This is a genomic window from Shewanella sp. Actino-trap-3 (genome assembly GCF_002836275.1).
Lineage (GTDB): Bacteria > Pseudomonadota > Gammaproteobacteria > Enterobacterales > Shewanellaceae > Shewanella > Shewanella psychromarinicola.
In genome coordinates this window covers 765,139-785,931 of record NZ_PJCE01000001.1, presented here as the reverse complement: position 1 = coordinate 785,931, position 20,793 = coordinate 765,139, and the positions used below count along the sequence as shown (strand labels likewise).

Genomic DNA, 20,793 nt, shown 5'->3' with positions numbered 1-20,793 from the left:
ATATTTTACCTTTATTCATAATTGCCTCTTATTTAATTAACTTCGATACCTCTGAATATATCCAAAATAGAAACGTTGTTTATTTTGCTAATTCTTTACAAGTTTCATATTCAGGCTTTATTTTAATAACCTTGCCATTCAAAAGACCTTTTTAATATCCACCTCTCCAAATTTAGTTTGGACTTTTCGAAAGTTCTTTTCAACATCTTCTTTTTACAGGGTACTCTCTAATTCCTAGAGTAGTGGTTTCCATAAATAATATATTTTCTATTTTGTTTAGAAGATCGACTGTAGTTAACACGGTAAGTTTTATAGCAGGTCTATTTTTCATTAATATATTTGTTTTATATACATCTAGGGCACCGTTATCAAATAACTTTTCTTCAATAGCTTCATATAGCTCAGGATTCATATCATCTATATTAACTTCGATAATGATTTGTTCCTCTATATCAAAATCGTTATTTTCTTCTTTGACAGTATTTGATTTAACGATTTTACCTTCAATTTCCGTTGCAATATAAACTCTGAGTATATTTGGAATATCAAAATCTTTTGTCCCTAATCCATATCCTGTTTTTATAATATTAAAATTCAATTTGCTTGTGAATTCATTTACATTAGCTTTTAATATTGCTGCGCCTGTAGGCGTCGTTGTTTCAAAATTAACTTTCCCCAATGTTACAGGAGTGTTTTTTAAAATCTCTACAGTTGCAGGTGCCGGTACAGGTATAACCCCATGAGCACACTTTACAAAACCGCCACCTAGTTCTACAGAAGATGAAATAATCTTATCAACATTCAAATAATCAAAACATATTGCGGCACCTATAATATCAACTATTGAGTCGACGGCTCCAACTTCGTGAAAATGAATCTCCTCAATTGTTTTACCATGAACTTTGGCTTCTGCTTTAGCCACCTCCATAAACATATTGATACTTAACGTCTTTATATTTTTATTATATGGAGCATCATTAATTATTTTCTTGATACTTTCTAGATTTCTATGTTCGTGTTTATGATGGTGATCATCGGCGTTATTATTATTATGAGTATGTTCAGCTTCATGTGAATGATGATGGGTATGTTTAGCTTCATGTAAATGATGATGGGTATGTTCAGCTTCATGTGAATGATGAGTATGTTCATGATTTTCTTTGTTTAAAATCACATCAATCTTTGTTCCTTCTATTCCCATTTTTTGTTTTCTGGATCTATGTAAATAAAATTCATTTTTGACTGATAATTTATTTAGCATTTCAGTTAGATATTCAAAATCGACTCCTACATCTACCATTGCTCCTAGATTCATGTCGCCGCTTATTCCTGAAAAGCAATCGTAATATAGTATTGTCATTTTGTTCCCCCTCCTAAATAATATTATGTAATTTTAAAATTCTCTATCCATTATTAAATCGTCATATTTTTCATCTCATATTATTCTATGATTTTTTGAAATATAACTTCGTTATTTTGACACAGGAGGCGATCGAAGTTTGTGATGTAAGCGAAAAAACTCAAATGTAATATTTGAGTTAAGAATTCACCTTGATTTCTACAAACGAATGATAATTATAGAAGATGATAAGACATCATATTCATTTGATACGTAACCCATTGACCAAATTGAATATTAAAGAGATCTTCGGTTAACGAAAATGGTAGAATTCAAAGAAGGGTTAAAAGATGAAATAATAGCCACTTTAGAAAAAACAAAAATGATCCGAACTAGCGGTGTTTTTTAAGACAGTTGTTGGCTATATTGTTAAGTAGCTTCTTTGTGCCGCTCTGGATTTAACTCAAGTTCACCAATTGCCTGCCAGTTCCACTCTTTTTTTGTTCATCGTTCACCATGCTCTTTTCTTTTTTCTGATACAACACTTTTGGTTTGCTTAGTATTTCAACGTCAAGGCCATCATGGCGCTGGCTCGGTGTAACAAACTGGATCCTGCTATGACGAAATTCGTTGTGGAATGCGCATTCTTTGTAAAAAGCGCTGTATTATCCGATGTTTGCTGTGATAGCAAAACGGTTAATAGCCAATAGACCTAGACGAATGGAGCAAAAATCTGTCAAACAATGAACCAAAACCTATAAGATATGAGTGATCCCTAGGGCTGAAGCTAAGCAAGAAACCATCATCAATGGTCACTAGGAACAGATTGAAGTCTTTCTTGGTATCAAGTGGTTAACCCTCCCGAATTCAACTCTGAAGTGCCATTCAGTATGGACTGTCATTATCAGGTTATTAGTGTGGCTGAATGAGTATTGGTGCAAAGCCAATGGCAGTAAAAATTAATATAAGCAGAAATGCCAATAGGGAAGATAAAAAAAAGGGTAATCTATAAATGAGACATCGTTTACTTGCCTAGCCTTTGCTACAACTATTTTAATATTATTAAAGTGAAAGTCGGCAGCAATAAACACCCTGTCAGTCTATACCTAACAACCTCGAAATACAGGAACCAGCATGTCGAGAAGTGACAGTGTTCAAGATTCTAGGAATAGGCCACTTTCGGCAGCTAGAGCAACCTTCGAGCTGCTAGGTTTTAGGCGGACATTGTCCTTCGAGGATGCTTCACTTCTATCACCCAAGTTCTATAATGTAAGCTCTATAACCTAAGCTCTTGGACTTGGGATCTAGCAATAGTGAGAGTAAAAAGGCAGTAACCATTCTCTTTAATCACTGCCTTGTTAAGTTACCCTATGGGAGCTCTGAAATGAGCATGTTAAGGAGTCTTGAGTATAATGATTACCACATTAAATCATCTGGGATGGCGTAGTTAGCATATGGATCGTCGGCATCACTCACCTGCTCTACTGAATCTTTAGCGGCTTTATCCCATAAATAGCCACACCATTGTGGTACCAGTAACTTGACTCGTTCTGCCAGTTTATGCGGCACTATGTAGCTTTTTTCTTCATGACGGACAATGCCTAAGGTACCGTTAAGTAAATCAGCTTGAATTTTATCGGTAATATAAACGGAATAGATCTTGTTTTCTAAGGTGAAGTTAAACTTAATCTCGGCATCTTTGCCCACAGTAATAGCGAATTTAGAAAACTCAGTGATCAATCCTCGTACTTGACCTTTTTCAGATGCCTCAGCAAAACGCTGCTCATTTAAGGCTTTGTCTTTGAGGTTTTGAGCATTTTTTTGCTCGGCGATTTGTTGCTTTAATGCATCGCTTCCATCATCTATCTTTGATTTTTTATTACGCTTTTTTTGAGTTTTTACGTCACGAACTTTTTGTTTACTGGCAAGACCTGCTTTAAGCAATTGATCTTGTAATGCATTGGCCATGTTATTTACCTTTAATTTTGCTGAGTTTTATAAACCTTGCTTCGCGGCCATGTCACCTAATTCAGTCATAGCAGTGCTGGCGCCACCTAATGACCAACCACCATCAACAGGCAACACGACACCTGTGATGTATGATGCCATGTCAGATGCCAGGAATAAGGCCGCATTGGCAATATCTTGGCCTTTGCCATTGCGTTTTAACGGCACACTATTAGCGACCCGTTGTTGTAATTCATCACTGGGCGCTAAACGGTTAAAGCCTTCGGTATCTTCAATGGGGCCAGGTACAATAGAGTTAATTCTGATCCCTTCAACTCCCCACTCTAGCGCTAATGTGCGGGTTAGCATATCGACTCCGGCTTTGGCGGCGCAAACATGTACTTGCAACGGCATCGCGATATACGCTTGCGGGGCTGAAATTTGAATAATGCTGCCGTTGGGACGTGATAACAGTGGATAGGCTTGTTTTAATACTTGAAAACTGCCAATTAAATCAATATCAATAACTGATTTAAAACCATTATTAGATAACTTTGCTGCACTGGCTGGGAAATTACCCGCCGCGCCACTTACCAGTACATCAATGTGCCCATATGTAGCGGCGATTTTATCAAAGCCAATGGTTAACGCATCGTTGTCACGTACATCAAAACTCACGCCTAAATGACTCGCTTTGGGATTAGCTTGATTGAGTAACGCAACCGCAGCGTTTACTTTATCAAGACTGCGACTCGCAACGGCAACATTCGCGCCGGCTTTTGCAAATTGAATAGCTACTTGCAGATTAATGCCAGAGGTACCACCCACCACCACCACATTTTTACCTGTGTAATCAAACCCAGTATTATCAAACCTTGTGTTATCAGACATAGTCATCCCTTATTTCTGTGTGATTTTGTTGATGTAGATAAGTCTATTTTGCTGACGACATAGACAGAAAATATAACTTTTTCAATGATGCTTTTACAACAAGAACTGATCAAACATGCAGTGATTGATAAATAGCCTTAAGCGCTGCTAATGGATCCACAGCTTGAGTAATTGGTCGACCAATCACCAGATAATCTGACCCCGCTGTAATAGCTTGTTGTGGCGTCATGACACGCTGTTGATCACCAGTATCACTGCCTGCGGGTCGAATACCCGGTGTCACTAAGGTAAAGTCTTGTCCAAATGATGATTTAAGCAATTTAGCTTCTTGAGCGGAGCACACAACCCCATCTAACTCAGCTTGATGAGTCAGTTTTGCTAAGCGCAATACATGTTCAAATACAGGGACATTGATGCCAAGTAAGACTAAATCTTCATCTGACATTGATGTTAATACGGTAACGGCTATCAACAATGGTGCATCTTGACCAAATGGCACCAAAGCTTGTTTAGCGGCCTGCATCATGGCAAGCCCTCCGCTGGCGTGCACGTTAGTCATCCACACGCCTAGATCAGCGGCGGCGGTAACGGCTTTTGCCACCGTATTGGGAATATCATGGAATTTCAAATCTAGGAATAAATCGAAGTTACGATTATGGATATCGTTAACCAGATCTGGCCCAAACAGAGTAAACATCTCTTTGCCGATTTTTAGACGACACATCTCTGGGTCAAGTTTATCAATAAAGGTCAATGCGTCATTTTTATTATGATAATCGAGGGCGACTACAATTGATTTCTTCGTCATTGGAACTCCAGCGGCCATAGCTTATTTTAATGCCTTTATTATAGGGTATCTAAATTGTAATGATGAAATTATTCACCGTCGAGCCCTTTGATCCGTTTGATGCTGCCCCACTGTTTACATGATGGACAATGCCAATATAAACCGTGAGAGGGGAAACCGCAGGCAATACAGCGGTAACTAGGACGGAATTTAATTTGTTGTTCAACAAGCTGTTCGAGCATAGATAAACTTTGTTTCGCTTGGCCATCTTCAGCTTGTTTAATGTGCAATTGCATTAAATGCTGAAACCCTTTCATGGTCGGATGATGATATAAGTTATCGAGCATCATGGTTTCAGCACTTTGATGTTGATTAAGGCTTATTTTGTGCTCGGCTAGTGCGATAACCACACTGGCACCTGCGCCGTCGGCAATGGCCTCAGCAAGCAGTTCGTTAAAACCTTCTGGATCTTGGGTGTCTCGATACACTTGCTTTGCAATTGAAACGGCATCAGCAAATAAATCAATATCGGCCAATTTCAGCTGTTGGATCGCCTGCTTGCATAACTCATACTGGCCTGCATCAAGATAAATTTTAGCTAAGGTTAACCAAGCCCGACCGCATTTAGCGTCTTGTTTAATCGCTTGCTGCAATTTTTTGATTTTGTCAGCTTCGTTATTGGCTTCATCAGCTAATTGACAATAAAAATGTGCCGTGGTGTGTTTAAGCACTTGTTGGCGTTTTCGAGGTAGACGCTTAGTGATATCGATGGCCTTTTGCCACTCTTTAGTCACTTGGTAGATTAACAGAAGTTGTGTTTCTGATTCTTCACTGTGGTCATCTTGACTGACTAAGTTGCTAAAGATTTCTTCGGCGCGGTCATAAAACCCAGCGGCCATATAATCTTTACCTAACTCCATCATCGCGATGTCACGTTGCTCGTTGGTCAAGCTGGGCCTGGCAATCAAGTTCTGATGGATACGTATTGAACGGTCTACTTCACCCCGTTTACGAAATAACGAACCTAACGATAAATGGGTGTCGATGGTTTCATCGTCAACATCAAGCATGCTGATAAATAAATCAACCGCTTTATCAGACTCGTTAGACAGTAAAAAGTTAAACCCAGTAAAATAATCTCGGCTTAACTTTTTACTCTGCTGGCTATCGCTATGACGAATACTGCGTCGTCCCATGTACCATCCGTAACCGGCAGCGATAGGCAATAACAAGAACAAGATTTCTAGCATACTAGACGGTTTGATCCTTAGGCGTTAAAGCAACACTGGTTGCCTCTACAGCGGTGAACTTTTTAAGGGCTTTGTTACTTTTACGCAACGCAAGTTTTAGCTTAATGATGTGGTAGCTTGCAAATATCCAGCTGAGAATAAACCCGCAGAAAAAGACCACGGCAAGTACTATAGGCAAACGATATTGCCCTTCAGCAATAAAGTAACTTAAGGTGACGACTTGTTCATTTTTAGCACCAAATAATAAAGCTAAAACAAACAACAATCCAACGAGTACAACAACAATAAATGATCTCACGCTATTCTCCATGAAGGTGTATCAATATAATGATTATCCAAGAAATTTACTGGGCTGACCAGCATTGACTGTCATTAGATATAAAAAAGCCTCCAAAAGGAGGCTTTTTATTCAGTCATTAATCAAGTATTAACAACATCGACACGTTCACGCAGTTCTTTACCCGGCTTAAAGTGCGGTACATACTTGCCTTCCAAATCAACAGATGTGCCTGTTTTTGGATTACGACCCATACGTGGTGCACGATAGTGAAGTGAAAAACTACCAAATCCGCGGATTTCTATACGATCACCGGTTTCTAATGTTGTTGCCATTTGCTCCAACATTTCTTTGATTGCACTTTCCACTTCCTTCGCCGACAGTTGCGACTGCCTAGTGGCGAGTTTTTCGATAAGTTCAGATTTTGTCATCTTAGCTATCCCATATTATCAAGCCAAACACAGTCGCCTAATGGGGAAGAATTCCCCATACAACAGACGATTTTCGATTACTTACGAGCCGCTTTGAAAGCTTCAGCCATTGCGCTGCTCATTACAACTTCATCTTGCTTGTTCAAAGTAGCAATCGCTTCTTTCTGTTCAGCTTCATCTTTCGCTTTGATAGATAAGCTGATAGAACGGTTCTTACGATCTACACCCATGAACTTAGCTTCGATTGCATTACCTACTGAGTATACAGTAGATGCATCTTCGATGCGTTCTGAAGAGATGTCAGCTACACGGATATAACCTTCAACTGTTTCAGCCAATTCAACTGTAACACCTTTTGCGTCAACAGCAGAAACAGTACCGTGAACTACGGTGCCTTTCTTCTTGTCAGCTAAGTATGCGTTGAATGGATCATCTTCAGTTTGCTTAACACCTAAGCTGATGCGCTCACGCTCTGGGTCTACTGAAAGAACCACTGCATGGATTTCGTCGCCTTTCTTGTATTCAGATACTGCATCTTCGCCAGTACCGTTCCAAGAAATATCAGATAAGTGAACAAGACCATCGATTCCACCGTCAAGACCGATAAAGATACCGAAGTCAGTGATTGACTTGATCTTACCAGATACTTTGTCGCCTTTGTTGTAACGAGTTGCGAAGTCATCCCATGGGTTAACTTTACACTGTTTCAGGCCTAGAGAAATACGACGACGCTCTTCGTCAATGTCTAAAACTAACACTTCAACTTCATCACCTAAGTTAACAACTTTAGATGGGTGAATGTTCTTGTTAGTCCAATCCATTTCAGAAACGTGAACTAAACCTTCAACGCCTTCTTCGATTTCTACGAAGCAACCGTAGTCAGTTAAGTTAGTTACGCGACCAGTAAGACGTGTGCTTTCTGGGTAGCGTTTGCTGATTTCTAACCATGGATCTTCGCCAAGTTGCTTAAGACCTAATGATACGCGAGTACGCTCACGGTCATATTTAAGTACTTTAACGTTGATTTCGTCACCAACATTAACGATTTCAGATGGGTGCTTAACACGTTTCCAAGCCATATCTGTGATATGTAAAAGACCGTCAACACCACCCAAGTCTACGAATGCACCGTAGTCAGTAAGGTTTTTAACGATACCTTTAACAGCTTGACCTTCTTGTAGATTCTCAAGAAGAGTATCACGTTCTGCACTGCTTTCAGATTCGATAACTGCACGACGAGAAACAACAACGTTGTTGCGCTTCTGATCAAGCTTGATAACTTTGAATTCTAATTCTTTGTACTCTAAGTGAGCGGTGTCGCGAACTGGGCGCACGTCAACTAGAGAACCTGGTAAGAAGGCACGGATACCGTTTAATTCAACAGTGAAACCACCTTTAACTTTACCATTGATGATACCGATTACAGTTTCAGCATCTTCGTACGCTTTTTCTAGAACGATCCAAGCTTCATGACGCTTAGCTTTTTCGCGAGACAATTGAGTCTCACCAAAGCCATCTTCAACAGAGTCAAGGGCTACGTCAACTTCATCACCAACTTGAATTTCTAAAACGCCTTGTGCGTTTTTGAATTCGTCAGCATTGATTGGACTTTCAGACTTAAGGCCGGCGTCAACAAGTACCATACCGTTTTCAATGGCAACAACTGTGCCACGAACGATAGAACCTGGACGGAACTCTAAAGTTTCAAGGGATTGTTCAAATAGATCAGCAAAAGATTCAGTCATGTTTTAGGTTACTTCATTATATAAAACCACCATCCATCCTAGATGTGGAGTCTAGTAATATTATTCGTGTCATCCTTAACACAAACACCTACTGCACAATAAACGAGGATTCGGTTACGTGACAGTAATTTTTTGTCTAACGTATTCAAGCACCTGCTTCAATACATCTTCTATGCCTATGCCGCTTGTATCAATAACAAGTGCATCATTAGCTGGGACTAAAGGCGCAGCGGCGCGATTGGTATCACGGTCGTCTCGCTCGATAATTTCAGCTAAAAGGCGGTCGATTTTAACATCGAAGCCTTTGTCCTGCAACTGATTATAGCGTCTTTGCGCCCGTTCTTCAGCAGACGCAGTTAAAAATATTTTTACTGGTGCTTTAGAAAAGACCACGGTACCCATGTCGCGTCCGTCGGCGACGAGACCTGGGGCGGCACAAAAAGCCCGTTGGCGACGTAATAATGCCTCACGTACACGCGGTAATGCCGCCACTTTAGAGGCAGCATTTGAGCATTCTGGTGAGCGAATGGTCGTGGTAACGTCTTCGCCTTCGAGGACAACTTTAATGGCATCAGTCTGGCTGCCCGTTAAAAATTGGACATCAAGGTGTGCAGCCAATAAGGTCAGTGCTTCTTCGTTTTCTAGCTCAACATCATGATGAATAGCGGCTAAGGCTAAAACACGATAAATCGCACCACTGTCTAATAAATGCCATCCTAAATGCTGTGCCAATAATTGACATATTGTCCCTTTTCCTGCGCCGCTAGGGCCATCAACTGTGATCACTGGAGATCGTTCTGACATAATTTGCTCCGAAAATAATCTATCTTCCCTGAAAACATACGAGGGTTCATCAAAATAAGCGCGCGAATTGTATAACAAATAAATGTTAATTACTGATGAATTTTCGGTTATTAAAACCAAGATCGACCTTTAATGGTGTTAAAGGCCGTGTTTTAATCTGTCGAAGTGGTGTTATTTTGCCAGTTGTGCAAATTGCGCAAAATAATCCGGGAATGTTTTTGATGTGCAGTCTGGATCGTTAATGGTGATACCACAATCGGCAAAGGCCAATATTGAAAAACACATCGCCATACGATGATCGTTATAGGTATCAATCGCAGCGGTATTTAATACAGCTGGCGGCGTAATGGTAATATAATCATGACCTTCATCAACCGTTGCACCCACTTTACGTAACTCAGTTGCCATGGCGGCTAAACGATCAGTTTCTTTAATTCGCCAGTTATAAATGTTGCGAATAGAGGTAACGCCTTTAGCAAACAAGGCTGCGGTTGCAATGGTCATCGCCGCATCAGGAATGTGGTTCATGTCCATGTCGATACCCGTTAAGGTCGATTGACGGACAATAATGTAATCATCGCCCCACTCTATATCTGCGCCCATTTCAGCTAATACATCGGCAAACTTAACATCACCCTGAATACTTAAACGGCCAACGCCAGTTACTTTAACTTCACCACCTTGGATCGCGCCAGCAGCTAAAAAGTAAGACGCGGATGAGGCATCGCCTTCAACTAAGACTTTGCCAGGCGACACGTATTGTTGTCCTGATGGAATTTCAAAACGGGCGTAATCATGATTAATCACCTTGACACCAAACTTGGCCATCAACGAAATAGTAATATCAATATAAGGCTTAGAAACAAGCTCACCTTTAATGGTAATGTTCACACTGTCTTTGGTCAGTGGTGCCACCATCAGTAGCGCAGTTAAGAATTGACTTGATAAGTTACCCGCAATCTCAACATCACCGCCGTTTAATCCTTTAGCCTTGATGGTTAATGGCGGAAAACCATCGTTTTTAAGATAAGTCACATCGGCGCCAAGTTGACGTAACGCATCAACTAAATCACCAATAGGACGTTCTTCCATTCGAGGCTCACCGGTTAAGGTAAATTCGCCATGACCTAAGGTTAATGCCGCACACAACGGACGCATGGCAGTGCCTGCATTACCAAGAAACAGGCTTTGAGCTTGTTCACTATTCAGTGGCGATCCCATACCCTCGAGCTCACAAACGGTATTGTTATTCGATAGACGATAATTTACCCCAAGTTGTTTTAACGACGCCAACATATAACGGATATCATCAGAATCGAGTAAGTTCGTTAGCGTAGTCGTGCCTTTGGCCAACGTGGCTAATAGCAAGGCACGATTTGAAATACTTTTTGAGCCAGGAATGTTAATTTCGCCATTCATGCGGGTAATATGGTCAAGACGCAGTTGTTTCATTAATACTCTTCTTTGTGTTGCACTCATTGAACGTCTACAGACCGACAGATGAGTAAAAGGCTTCACCGGATAAAATAAGCCTTACATCACCTCGTGAACTTAGGCTGATGTAAAAGGCAATGTTTCGATACAGTTTGGTAGGATCAATTTAATCTTTGGCAGTCCAATTCGTTCGGGATAAACGGGTTAACGCGTATATAAGAATGCTGCGTAAGGTGTGATGCTTAGTCATTCTACGCTAATACCTTGCAACAAACTTCTCGCTTATAAACTTCTCGCTTACAAATAAGCAAACCCATTTAGCCGAACCTGGGCAGTGTCAGTGGCTTCTTTTTTCTGCGTTAGCGTTACACCTCTAGAACAACACGTCATAGCTCCGCCTTATAGAAAATGGCCTCAAACGCTGCAACATCTATTGGAGTAAAGGTGCTTCGACAGCTCAACAACCTCAGTAATCGACTACATAATGTTTCATAGTGCTTACGTTACTGATTGTCGCCAAGGATTCAACCGTTATTTTATGTTTTAGGTGACTTTTATGCTCAAGTTGAAATTTTTTAACTTTAGTTAGGTTTTTCTCGACAAATCTGCACAGTTCAGAGCATTAATGACGGTCTGATTTAGTTGCCCAGATTGATTAGGGGTTAGCAATGTTAGACCTAATAAGGCTGATTTAGCAGTTCTTTATTGGTATAATTCACGTTATGCTAAAGCCAAGATCCTGTATCTTGTTTCGATTTAATGCGTGTAACTTTACAATAAGAAGGTCAATCCATGTTTAATTCATTAACCGCGATGCCAGCCGATCCGATTTTAGGCCTATTGACACAATATCGCGCAGACAAGCATCCCAATAAAGTCGATTTAGGTGTGGGTGTTTATAAAGACCCTGTTGGCCACACACCTATTTTAGATTGCGTAAAAGTTGCCGAAAAAATCCGTTTAGACACCGAAACAACAAAAGTGTACATAGGTCCAACAGGCTCAGCACCATTTAATAAACTCATGGGCGAATTAGCCTTCGGTGCCAGCCACAGTGTATTACTGGCCGATCGCGTTCGCACTGTGTCGACGCCAGGCGGAACAGGTGCCCTGCGCGTGGCAGCTGACTTTATTAAGCGTTGTAATCCTAATGCAGTGTTATGGGTAAGCGACCCAACATGGGCAAACCACACGGGTTTATTTGAAGCCGCAGGCATTACAGTTAAAACCTACCCATACTATGACTACGACAACAAAACACTTAAATTTGATCAAATGCTAGCGACGTTAAACACCATAGATAAAGATGACGTGGTGTTATTTCATGCATGCTGTCATAACCCAAGCGGCATGGATTTAAGCACCGATCAATGGGATGAAGTGGTTAAGGTTACGGCTAAGCAAGGTTTTACGCCATTAATTGACATGGCTTACCAAGGCTTTGGTGACGGCGTAGATGAAGATGCCTACGGCGTGCGCCAAATGGCTGTGGCAGTAGAAAGCATGATTTTATGCAGCTCTTGCTCAAAAAACTTCGGTTTGTACCGTGAGCGTATTGGTGCCTGTTCCATTGTCGCTAAAGACAGTACAACGGCTAACGTGGCACTGTCGGTAATGTTATATGTTATTCGCTGTATTTACTCAATGCCCCCAGCCCATGGCGCGGCGATTGTTGAAACCATCTTAGGCTCGCCAGCGCTTAAACAGCAATGGTTAGCTGAGCTCAAAGTGATGCGCGACCGTATTAACGGCAACCGTACTATGTTGGTTGAACAATTAGCCGCCAATGGTGTTGACCGCGACTTTAGTTTTATCGCCCGTCAAAAAGGCATGTTTTCATTCTTAGGGGTTAACCCTGAACAAGTGGCCATACTTAAACAGCAATACAGTGTGTACATGGTCGGCTCAAGCCGGATCAGTATTGCCGGTATTAGCCAAACCAATGTTGATTATTTAGCTAAATCTATTGCGGCAGTATTATAACAAAAACCCATTTTGATAAGCGTTAGTATAAGTAGAAAAAATCAATAAAAAGGTCGCTTATTGCGACCTTTTTGTTGCTCAGTTTACTCAAATAGACTTGCCAAGGATCGCTTACAGACCTAGATGTTAACCCGTTCAGCTGATGACAAATAAATCCAAACATAGGCAATTTATGTTATCGAATGTATATGTTATCGAATGTAGGCAGCGTAGGCAGCGTTTACAAATATTTCGTTATGGTTAACTCATCATCGATTAGTTAACCATAACTTGGCATAAGAGATAGGATTAACTGATAGGTATCAATAGCTTTTCAAATCATCAATATCAAGCTTGCCAATTATGTTGCTCACAAGGCGTATTCTCGTATTCATAGCGGCGTCAATCGCTGGCCTATAGTAAATCAAGATAACTTCAATCGCCAAATAAAGGGCTTTTTGATAAACGTTTATTATCCCGAGTTGAGATGAATGACTTCCAAATGCCGATAATAATCATTATGGATATTTTTGGATGCAGTGCTTAGGTGACGGCACGGTTAAATCTGTAGGTGATGGTTGTAGATGAATTGAAGCTGCTTGTCGTATTTAATGTTCCCTCATCGGGATATAGATCCCAATATTTAAACATTATTATATTATGCCTGTGTAAATATCTAATATCCCATAGGAATATGTACCCTGACGCAGAATTTAACATGTTGTCAAGGTGAATCAGCTATGCAAAATGAAGCCATAAGTGCACAAGAGATCCCCGAGTCTGTCGTTGTTTCAGATACAGGCTGGTCACGTCAGGATACAACCTGGATGTTGAGCTTGTTTGGCACGGCCGTCGGTGCCGGAATTTTATTTTTACCTATCAATGCGGGAATGGGTGGCTTTTGGCCATTGGTCTTAATGGTGCTAATGATTGGCCCTATGACCTATCTTGCTCACCGTGGTCTATCCCGTTTTCTATGTTCATCCGCCATTGCTGACAGTGACATCACTCAGGTAGTAGAAGAACATTTTGGTATTGGGGCGGGTAAAGCCATTACCTTACTGTATTTTTTAGCCATTTATCCCATTGTGTTAATCTATGGCGTTGGGATCACTAATACCGTCGACAGTTTCATTATTAATCAATTAGGCATATTTACCGAAGTCCCAAGAATGTTGCAGGACGGTGCGCCAGCATTAACAGATGCTGGTGTGCAAATTATCGATAAAATAAGTGCTATTCCGCGTTGGCTACTTTCGGGCATGCTGATCTTATGCATGATGTCTGTGATGGTCGCAGGTGAAAAATTTATGCTCTCTGTAACGCGGATATTGGTCTATCCCCTAGTCGCAATCCTCGCTTTCATGTCATTGTATTTAATACCAGACTGGAAGTTTGATGCTCTTATGGTTGTGCCTTCGGCCACTAACTTTCTTGGTACCGTCTGGTTAACTATTCCAGTGCTTGTGTTTGCCTTTAACCACTCGCCTGCTATCTCCCAGTTCTCGGTTTCGCTCAAAAAAGAACACGGCGCCAATGCCTCCCACAAGGCCGATGTCATACTACGCAATACGACCATCATGCTAGTGGGATTCGTGATGTTGTTCGTATTCTCCTGTGTATTGTCCTTAACACCGGTGCAATTGTTAGAAGCAAAAGCCGATAACCTACCGATCCTGTCTTATCTTGCCAACGTTCATGAAAGTGGTTTTATCAGCTATGTTGCACCTGTGATTGCTTTCATCGCCATTATTTCATCTTTCTTCGGCCACTATATGGGGGCTACCGAAGGCTTAAAAGGCATTATTACTAAGCAATTACCCAATAGCGGCAAGCCAGAAAACAGTCACAAATTGGATAAATTTATCTTAGGATTTATGTTTATTACTACTTGGGCCGTGGCGATTATCAACCCAAGTATACTTGGCATGATCGAGGCGCTTGGTGGCCCCGTTATTGCTGCTATTTTGTATATTATGCCAATGTATGCAATACATAAGGTGCCGGCTCTGAAAGCCTACCGTGGACGAGTGAGCAACATCTTCGTCGTCATTACGGGGTTACTGTCAATGACCGCCATTGTGTTCGGCTTACTGAGCTAAATGAGAATGACGAGATAAATAAGCTAGGTGGGCTAAGTCCATCATACCTTCCCTTTTATTGGAGCGAACTAACCACCGCTCTTTTTTTCATAAGGGAAGGTTTTACCCATAAAAGTACCGAGTCAGCAGTAGAAAAGATCTGTAATGTTTGATGTTGTGAATGCAAAAAAACACCCTGTCCAGTAAAAACGTTCAGCATAGATGAAGTCTGTTTGCCGGAGCGGTCAATGTTAACCTTTAACCTTGAGGGGGCTCGATAAATCATTATTACGGTTGTGAACTTGTCACAAAACAAAAATTAGAAGTAGCTCAAAACGTTATTCACATGACTTTGATAGAATTGAACTAATATCACCGCCTTCGTTGAGTTAACCCCACCAATGTCTTTTTATCAATCTCCCAAAAAAATGTCCGCTTTTGATGCTAAGTTTGAAGCACAAAAAATAGCGTTTGCACCGGTAAGCTTTCAAGTCGCACGTTGCTTAAGTCAATTTGATTTACTCACCAAAGTGGATGAAGTGGGTGAAAAAGGCATTAGCCTAGTTCAACTTACCCAAGATTCCGAGTTGTCTGAATATGCCATTCATGTCTTGCTTGATATGGGATTAAGCATGGGCATTTTTTGGTGTAAAGATGATCGTTACCGCCTCGATAAAACTGGCTATTTTTTACTTCATGATGATATGGCCGCAAAAAATCTAAACTTCATCCATGATGTTTGTTATCAAGGCTTGTTTGATCTTGAAGATTCACTTAAGCAAGGCAAAGCAATAGGGCTTAAACACTTTGGCGATTGGGACACTATTTACCCGGGCTTAAGCCAACTACCAGAACAAACTAAAAAAAGCTGGTTTGAGTTTGATCATTACTATTCAGATCATGCTTTTGACAGCCTATTACCATTAATATTCAAGTCACAGCCGGCGCATATTATTGATGTGGGTGGCAATACCGGTAAATGGGCATTTGCCTGCACCCATTATAATAAAAACGTCCACGTCACTATTATGGATTTACCGGGGCAACTTGTTGTGGCAATGAAAAATGCACAAACACAGTTGGTTGCAGATCGCGTTCATCCCTTTGAAACAGATTTACTCGATAGCGAAAAGCCTTTTTGCCAAGAGGGTGATTTATATTGGATGAGTCAATTTTTAGATTGTTTTTCTAAACAACAAATAAGGATTATTCTTAAGCGCACTGTGGCAGCGATGAAACCTGATAGTGAACTTTGTATTTTAGAGACATATTGGGACAGGCAACCCCATGAAGCTGGTGCCTATTGTGTTAACGCAACGTCTTTGTATTTTACTGCTATTGCCAATGGAAATAGTCGGATGTACCACAGTAAAGATATGCTTAACATGATCATTGAAGCTGGACTGTATGTTGATCAAGACATCGACAACATCGGCCTGGGTCATACTTTACTGCGCTGCAAACTCAAGCCTACTTATCAATAGTGTTTAACTGAAGTTGCTATACATCTAATCAACACGTCATTTATTCTCCACATAAAAAAGCGAATGCTGGTCGGCATTCGCTTTTTTATTGCTGAACCAAGGTTAAGGTTAGTTAGGCTTGATGGTGCTTTACAGCAAAGTTATTCATAAAGTCAACCAGGGCTTGCACGCCGGCTAGCGGCATGGCGTTATAAATACTGGCACGCATACCGCCTACGTTACGATGACCTTTTAATGCCATTAATCCTACCTGCTCTGCTTGAACTAAAAACTCACTGTTTAACGCATCATTCACTAATTGGAAGGTCACGTTCATACGTGAGCGGTTATTAAGTGCGACGCCGTTTTTATAAAACGGATTATTGTCGATACAATGATACAGTAACGCCGCTTTTTGTTGGTTCAATTGAGCCATCGCACTCACACCACCATTAGCCGCTAACCAGGCAAACACTTCAGAGGCTAAATACCAAGCAAACGTTGGTGGGGTATTAAACATTGAGCCATATTCAACCGCCACGCGATAATCCATTATTGATGACTGCGGTAGGCTTGGAAGTTTAAGCATATCGTCACGCACGATCACAATCGACAAGCCAGATGGGCCAATGTTCTTTTGCGCGCCAGCATAAATGAGTCCGTATTTGCTGACATCAATTTCATGGGACATGATGGTTGATGATAAATCAGCAACGATGGGCCAAGGGCTCGTTAACTCTTCAAAAATTTCGATGCCATCAACGGTTTCGTTTGAGCAATAATGCACATAACGATAGTCTTTCTTGATTGTGCTTAAGTCGGGTAATGTTACCTGGTTAAGACCATTGATCTGTTCAACAATATTGATGCTGTCAATATGTTGCTCACCCACCAGTTTTTGCGCTTCTGTCACCGCTGACGACGACCATTGACCACTGACTAAATAAAGCGCCCGACCGTTATCACCCAAGAAGTTATTCACTACGTTAGAAAATTGGCCGCGGCCACCACCATGCATAAATAACACATGATAGTTTTTAGGGATGTTCATCAACTTGCGTAGTGTGACCTCTGCTTGCTCGGTCAGTGCAATAAACTCTTTACTGCGATGACTGATTTCCATCACGGAGACGCCTAGGCCATTCCAATCAATTAATTCCTGTTGTGCTTTTTGCATCACAGCTTGAGGTAACATGGCCGGTCCAGCACAGAAATTATAAATTGCGCTCACAAACAACTCCTTTGACAAATAATCAATATAGACAATAACAAGTTAACCGTAATAATAAGGATTTTACGGGGTGATGAATAGGCCTTTATTTACCTATTTTGATGAAATTTATTCCGTAATATAAAACGGGCGCCATTAAGGCGCCCGTTCGAGGAGAAATTGACAACAAGGGTAATAAATTACTCTTGTTCGTTTGCTCCGGTTTTGGCATCGTCTGGATCAGTTGATTCAACATCATCAGTTGATTCAGCATCGGTCACTTCAGCATCGATAACATCGCTTACTGGAATAACATTGCCTTCTTCGTCTAACAACTCTTCAGTTTGAATCTCTTCAATACGCTGTAAACCAACAACTTTCTCGTCTTCAGCTGTACGGATGATAGTCACACCTTGAGTGTTACGACCAATAATTGATACGCCTTCAGCAGGCGTTCGCACTAAGGTGCCTTTATTACTGATCAACATGATTTCGTCAAAAGTGCCAACTTGAACGGCACCGACTACTTCACCATTACGCTCGCTTACCTTAATCGATACCACACCTTTAGTGCCGCGACTCTTCGCTGGGTATTCATCCAACTCGGTACGTTTACCGTAACCGTTTTCAGTTATGGTTAAAATCGCACCGTCAACTTTAGGCACTATTAACGATACCACTTTTTGGCCCGCATCAAGCTTAATACCACGAACACCGGTTGCAGTACGGCCCATTGGGCGTAGCGCAATGATTTCTTCGCCCGTTTCAGCATCAATCTTCACTTCACCGGTTTCAGAATCACGCGCTTTCTCATTAAAGCGAACCACTTTACCTACATTAGAGAACAACATAATGTCGTTACTGCCGTCAGTAATATCGACGCCAATTAATTGATCACCGTCTTTTAGGTTTACAGCAATAATCCCGTTTGAACGTGGGTTGCTGTAAGCTGTTAATGCTGTTTTCTTAACCGTGCCATGCGCTGTTGCCATGATGATAAATTTATCATCAGCATATTCACGTACCGGCAGAATTGCCGTAATGTGCTCACCGTCAGAAAGTGGTAATAAGTTAACAATAGGACGTCCACGAGCAGTACGACTCGCTAATGGTAATTGATACACTTTTAACCAATACATTTTACCAAAGTCAGAGAAGCAGAGAATCGTGTCATGGGTGTTTGCCACCAATAACTTTTCAACAAAGTCTTCATCTTTTACTTTAGTTGCCGCTTTGCCTTTACCACCACGACGCTGTGCTTGGTAGTCAGACAAGACTTGGTATTTTGCATAACCTAAGTGAGATAAGGTCACGACAACGTCTTCTTCATTGATTAAGTCTTCAAGACTCATATCAATTTCATTAGCGTTGATAATCGTGCGACGTTCATCACCGTATTGCTCAAGAATTTCTTCTAGTTCTTCTTTAATCACTTCCATCAAACGCGATGGAGTACGAAGAATGAATAACAAACCCGCAATCAGAACTAAAAGCTCTTCATATTCAGCTAGAATCTTGTCATGTTCTAGACCGGTTAAACGGTGCAGACGTAATTCAAGAATCGCTTGTGCTTGATGCTCGGTTAAATAGTACTGACCATCACGGATGCCATACTGTGGTTCTAACCATTCTGGACGCGCAGCATCATCGCCCGCTTTTTCAAGCATGCCTTGTACATTACCTAACACCCAACCTTGTGCCACTAATTTAGCTTTGGCTTCAGCAGGTGTAGGAGAGGCTTTAATTAACGCAATAATCGGATCGATGTTAGCCAGTGCAATGGCGAGTGCTTCAAGAATATGAGCACGGTCGCGGGCTTTACGCAGTTCAAATACGGTACGGCGCGTAACCACTTCACGACGGTGAAGAATAAAACACTCAAGCATTTCTTTAAGGTTAAACAGCTTAGGCTGACCGTTCGTCAATGCCACCATGTTGATACCAAAAGAACACTGCATTTGTGTTTGAGAATATAAGTTGTTTAGTACAACCTCACCCACTTCACCGCGTTTGATTTCAATAACAATACGCATACCGTCTTTATCAGACTCATCGCGTAGGCCACTGATACCTTCTAATTTCTTATCTTTTACAAGCTCGGCAATTTTTTCAATCAAACGGGCTTTGTTAACTTGATATGGAATTTCATGAACAATAATACGTTCACGACCATTCTCTTCCGTTTCAATGTCAGCTTTAGAGCGCATGATAGCGCGGCCACGACCGGTGTTGTAAGCATCAATAATGCCTTTGCGACCGTTAATTGATGCTGCCGTTGGAAAATCTGGACCTGGAATGTATTCCATTAACTGTTCAATCGACAAGCTTGGATCGTCGATTAACGCCAAACAGCCTTTCACTACTTCTGTTAAGTTGTGAGGTGGAATGTTAGTGGCCATACCGACTGCAATACCAGATGAACCATTGATTAATAGGTTCGGTACGCGTGTTGGTAATACCGCAGGGATCATCTCTGTGCCGTCATAGTTAGGCACAAAATCAACGGTTTCTTTTTCAAGGTCCGCTAATAATGAATGCGCCAACTTTTGCATACGAATTTCGGTATAACGCATCGCCGCAGCAGAGTCACCATCGACCGAACCAAAGTTTCCTTGTCCGTCTACTAATGTGTAGCGTAGCGAGAACGGTTGCGCCATACGTACAATTGTATCGTATACAGCGGTATCACCATGGGGGTGATACTTACCAATTACGTCACCAACGACACGAGCGGATTTTTTATATGGTTTGTTCCAATCGTTTTTTAATTCGCTCATTGCGAACAATACCCGACGGTGAACGGGTTTTAAACCGTCACGGACGTCAGGTAATGCACGACCTACAATTACGCTCATTGCGTAATCAAGGTAAGAATTCTTAAGTTCGTCTTCGATGTTAATTGGCGAAATAGATGATGCCAGATCAGTCATAAACTGCGCGTTCCCCTAAAGTGAGCTGACAATAAAACTTAGATATTATTATCTAGCTTAAAAACGTGATTTGGCATTCTAACACAGATATTTAATGTCGCCAGAACTAAGACCTGCCAAATGCTCTATCACTATTAATAATTACAAAAAAGCTAACATTTTCAGATAATTTAGTTTATTCGTTGGCTAATATATGGCTAAATTTTAGCAAGAATAAAACGCCACTTGCTGATGCTTTAAGC

Annotated in this window: 15 protein-coding genes and 1 pseudogene; 3 read left to right on the top strand and 13 right to left on the bottom strand. The window is 41.1% G+C overall.

What is annotated here, in order from left to right:
- Positions 1-199: 199 nt before the first annotated feature.
- From larC to aroA, 11 genes and pseudogenes are all read right to left on the bottom strand, one after another.
- Positions 200-1,360, bottom strand: coding sequence for a nickel pincer cofactor biosynthesis protein LarC (gene larC / locus CXF80_RS03370; RefSeq protein ID WP_198554725.1), 1,161 nt, complete (start codon positions 1,358-1,360; stop codon positions 200-202).
- Between the two features lie 408 nt (positions 1,361-1,768).
- Positions 1,769-1,977, bottom strand: a pseudogene (locus tag CXF80_RS20370) (IS3 family transposase); the annotation flags it as partial.
- A 778-nt stretch (positions 1,978-2,755) separates the two neighbouring features.
- Positions 2,756-3,307: a DUF2058 domain-containing protein gene (locus CXF80_RS03365; protein ID WP_101031230.1), complete on the bottom strand. Its 552-nt coding sequence runs from the start codon at positions 3,305-3,307 to the stop codon at positions 2,756-2,758.
- A 27-nt stretch (positions 3,308-3,334) separates the two neighbouring features.
- The gene (locus CXF80_RS03360) at positions 3,335-4,177 is read right to left on the bottom strand and encodes an SDR family oxidoreductase (RefSeq protein WP_101031228.1); all 843 of its coding nucleotides are present in this window, start codon (positions 4,175-4,177) and stop codon (positions 3,335-3,337) included.
- A gap of 109 nt (positions 4,178-4,286) precedes the next feature.
- Positions 4,287-4,985 carry an orotidine-5'-phosphate decarboxylase gene (gene pyrF, locus CXF80_RS03355; RefSeq protein WP_101031226.1) on the bottom strand — a complete coding sequence of 233 codons (699 nt, stop codon included), beginning with the start codon at positions 4,983-4,985 and terminating at the stop codon, positions 4,287-4,289.
- A gap of 68 nt (positions 4,986-5,053) precedes the next feature.
- Positions 5,054-6,214, bottom strand: coding sequence for a lipopolysaccharide assembly protein LapB (gene lapB, locus CXF80_RS03350; RefSeq protein ID WP_101031224.1), 1,161 nt, complete (start codon positions 6,212-6,214; stop codon positions 5,054-5,056).
- A gap of 1 nt (position 6,215) precedes the next feature.
- Entirely contained in the window at positions 6,216-6,512 is a 297-nt protein-coding gene (locus CXF80_RS03345) for a lipopolysaccharide assembly protein LapA domain-containing protein (RefSeq protein WP_101031222.1), read from the bottom strand.
- A gap of 122 nt (positions 6,513-6,634) precedes the next feature.
- Entirely contained in the window at positions 6,635-6,922 is a 288-nt protein-coding gene (ihfB, locus tag CXF80_RS03340) for an integration host factor subunit beta (protein ID WP_101031220.1), read from the bottom strand.
- Positions 6,923-6,999: 77 nt separating this feature from the next.
- Positions 7,000-8,667, bottom strand: a complete 1,668-nt coding sequence (gene rpsA, locus CXF80_RS03335) for a 30S ribosomal protein S1 (protein WP_101031218.1) — start codon at positions 8,665-8,667, stop codon at positions 7,000-7,002.
- A 114-nt stretch (positions 8,668-8,781) separates the two neighbouring features.
- Positions 8,782-9,471, bottom strand: a complete 690-nt coding sequence (gene cmk / locus CXF80_RS03330) for a (d)CMP kinase (protein WP_101031216.1) — start codon at positions 9,469-9,471, stop codon at positions 8,782-8,784.
- 171 nt (positions 9,472-9,642) lie between these two features.
- Positions 9,643-10,923, bottom strand: coding sequence for a 3-phosphoshikimate 1-carboxyvinyltransferase (aroA, locus tag CXF80_RS03325; protein ID WP_101031214.1), 1,281 nt, complete (start codon positions 10,921-10,923; stop codon positions 9,643-9,645).
- Positions 10,924-11,697: 774 nt separating this feature from the next.
- Between aroA and CXF80_RS03320 the strand changes: the two genes are divergently transcribed.
- From CXF80_RS03320 to CXF80_RS03310, 3 genes are all read left to right on the top strand, one after another.
- Positions 11,698-12,888 carry an amino acid aminotransferase gene (locus CXF80_RS03320; RefSeq protein ID WP_101031212.1) on the top strand — a complete coding sequence of 397 codons (1,191 nt, stop codon included), beginning with the start codon at positions 11,698-11,700 and terminating at the stop codon, positions 12,886-12,888.
- 719 nt (positions 12,889-13,607) lie between these two features.
- A complete protein-coding gene (locus CXF80_RS03315; protein ID WP_101031210.1) occupies positions 13,608-14,969 on the top strand; it encodes an aromatic amino acid transport family protein in 1,362 nt (453 codons plus the stop codon).
- 380 nt (positions 14,970-15,349) lie between these two features.
- Entirely contained in the window at positions 15,350-16,432 is a 1,083-nt protein-coding gene (locus CXF80_RS03310) for a methyltransferase (RefSeq protein ID WP_101031208.1), read from the top strand.
- A 112-nt stretch (positions 16,433-16,544) separates the two neighbouring features.
- On the opposite strand, the gene serC is transcribed toward CXF80_RS03310, so the two are convergent.
- Entirely contained in the window at positions 16,545-17,642 is a 1,098-nt protein-coding gene (gene serC, locus CXF80_RS03305; protein WP_101031206.1) for a 3-phosphoserine/phosphohydroxythreonine transaminase, read from the bottom strand.
- Between the two features lie 179 nt (positions 17,643-17,821).
- Positions 17,822-20,551 carry a DNA gyrase subunit A gene (gene gyrA / locus CXF80_RS03300; protein WP_101031204.1) on the bottom strand — a complete coding sequence of 910 codons (2,730 nt, stop codon included), beginning with the start codon at positions 20,549-20,551 and terminating at the stop codon, positions 17,822-17,824.
- Positions 20,552-20,793: the final 242 nt, after the last annotated feature.

Excerpts from the sequence above, each read along its gene's own strand:
- CXF80_RS03315 (WP_101031210.1), top strand. The coding sequence starts at position 13,608 with ATGCAAAATGAAGCCATAAGTGCACAAGAGATCCCCGAGTCTGTCGTT.
- rpsA (WP_101031218.1), bottom strand. The coding sequence starts at position 8,667 with ATGACTGAATCTTTTGCTGATCTATTTGAACAATCCCTTGAAACTTTA.
- lapB (WP_101031224.1), bottom strand. The coding sequence starts at position 6,214 with ATGCTAGAAATCTTGTTCTTGTTATTGCCTATCGCTGCCGGTTACGGA.
- cmk (WP_101031216.1), bottom strand. The coding sequence starts at position 9,471 with ATGTCAGAACGATCTCCAGTGATCACAGTTGATGGCCCTAGCGGCGCA.
- CXF80_RS03310 (WP_101031208.1), top strand. The coding sequence starts at position 15,350 with ATGTCTTTTTATCAATCTCCCAAAAAAATGTCCGCTTTTGATGCTAAG.
- larC (WP_198554725.1), bottom strand. The coding sequence starts at position 1,360 with ATGACAATACTATATTACGATTGCTTTTCAGGAATAAGCGGCGACATG.
- aroA (WP_101031214.1), bottom strand. The coding sequence starts at position 10,923 with ATGAAACAACTGCGTCTTGACCATATTACCCGCATGAATGGCGAAATT.
- gyrA (WP_101031204.1), bottom strand. The coding sequence starts at position 20,551 with ATGACTGATCTGGCATCATCTATTTCGCCAATTAACATCGAAGACGAA.
- CXF80_RS03365 (WP_101031230.1), bottom strand. The coding sequence starts at position 3,307 with ATGGCCAATGCATTACAAGATCAATTGCTTAAAGCAGGTCTTGCCAGT.
- ihfB (WP_101031220.1), bottom strand. The coding sequence starts at position 6,922 with ATGACAAAATCTGAACTTATCGAAAAACTCGCCACTAGGCAGTCGCAA.
- pyrF (WP_101031226.1), bottom strand. The coding sequence starts at position 4,985 with ATGACGAAGAAATCAATTGTAGTCGCCCTCGATTATCATAATAAAAAT.
- CXF80_RS03320 (WP_101031212.1), top strand. The coding sequence starts at position 11,698 with ATGTTTAATTCATTAACCGCGATGCCAGCCGATCCGATTTTAGGCCTA.
- CXF80_RS03360 (WP_101031228.1), bottom strand. The coding sequence starts at position 4,177 with ATGTCTGATAACACAAGGTTTGATAATACTGGGTTTGATTACACAGGT.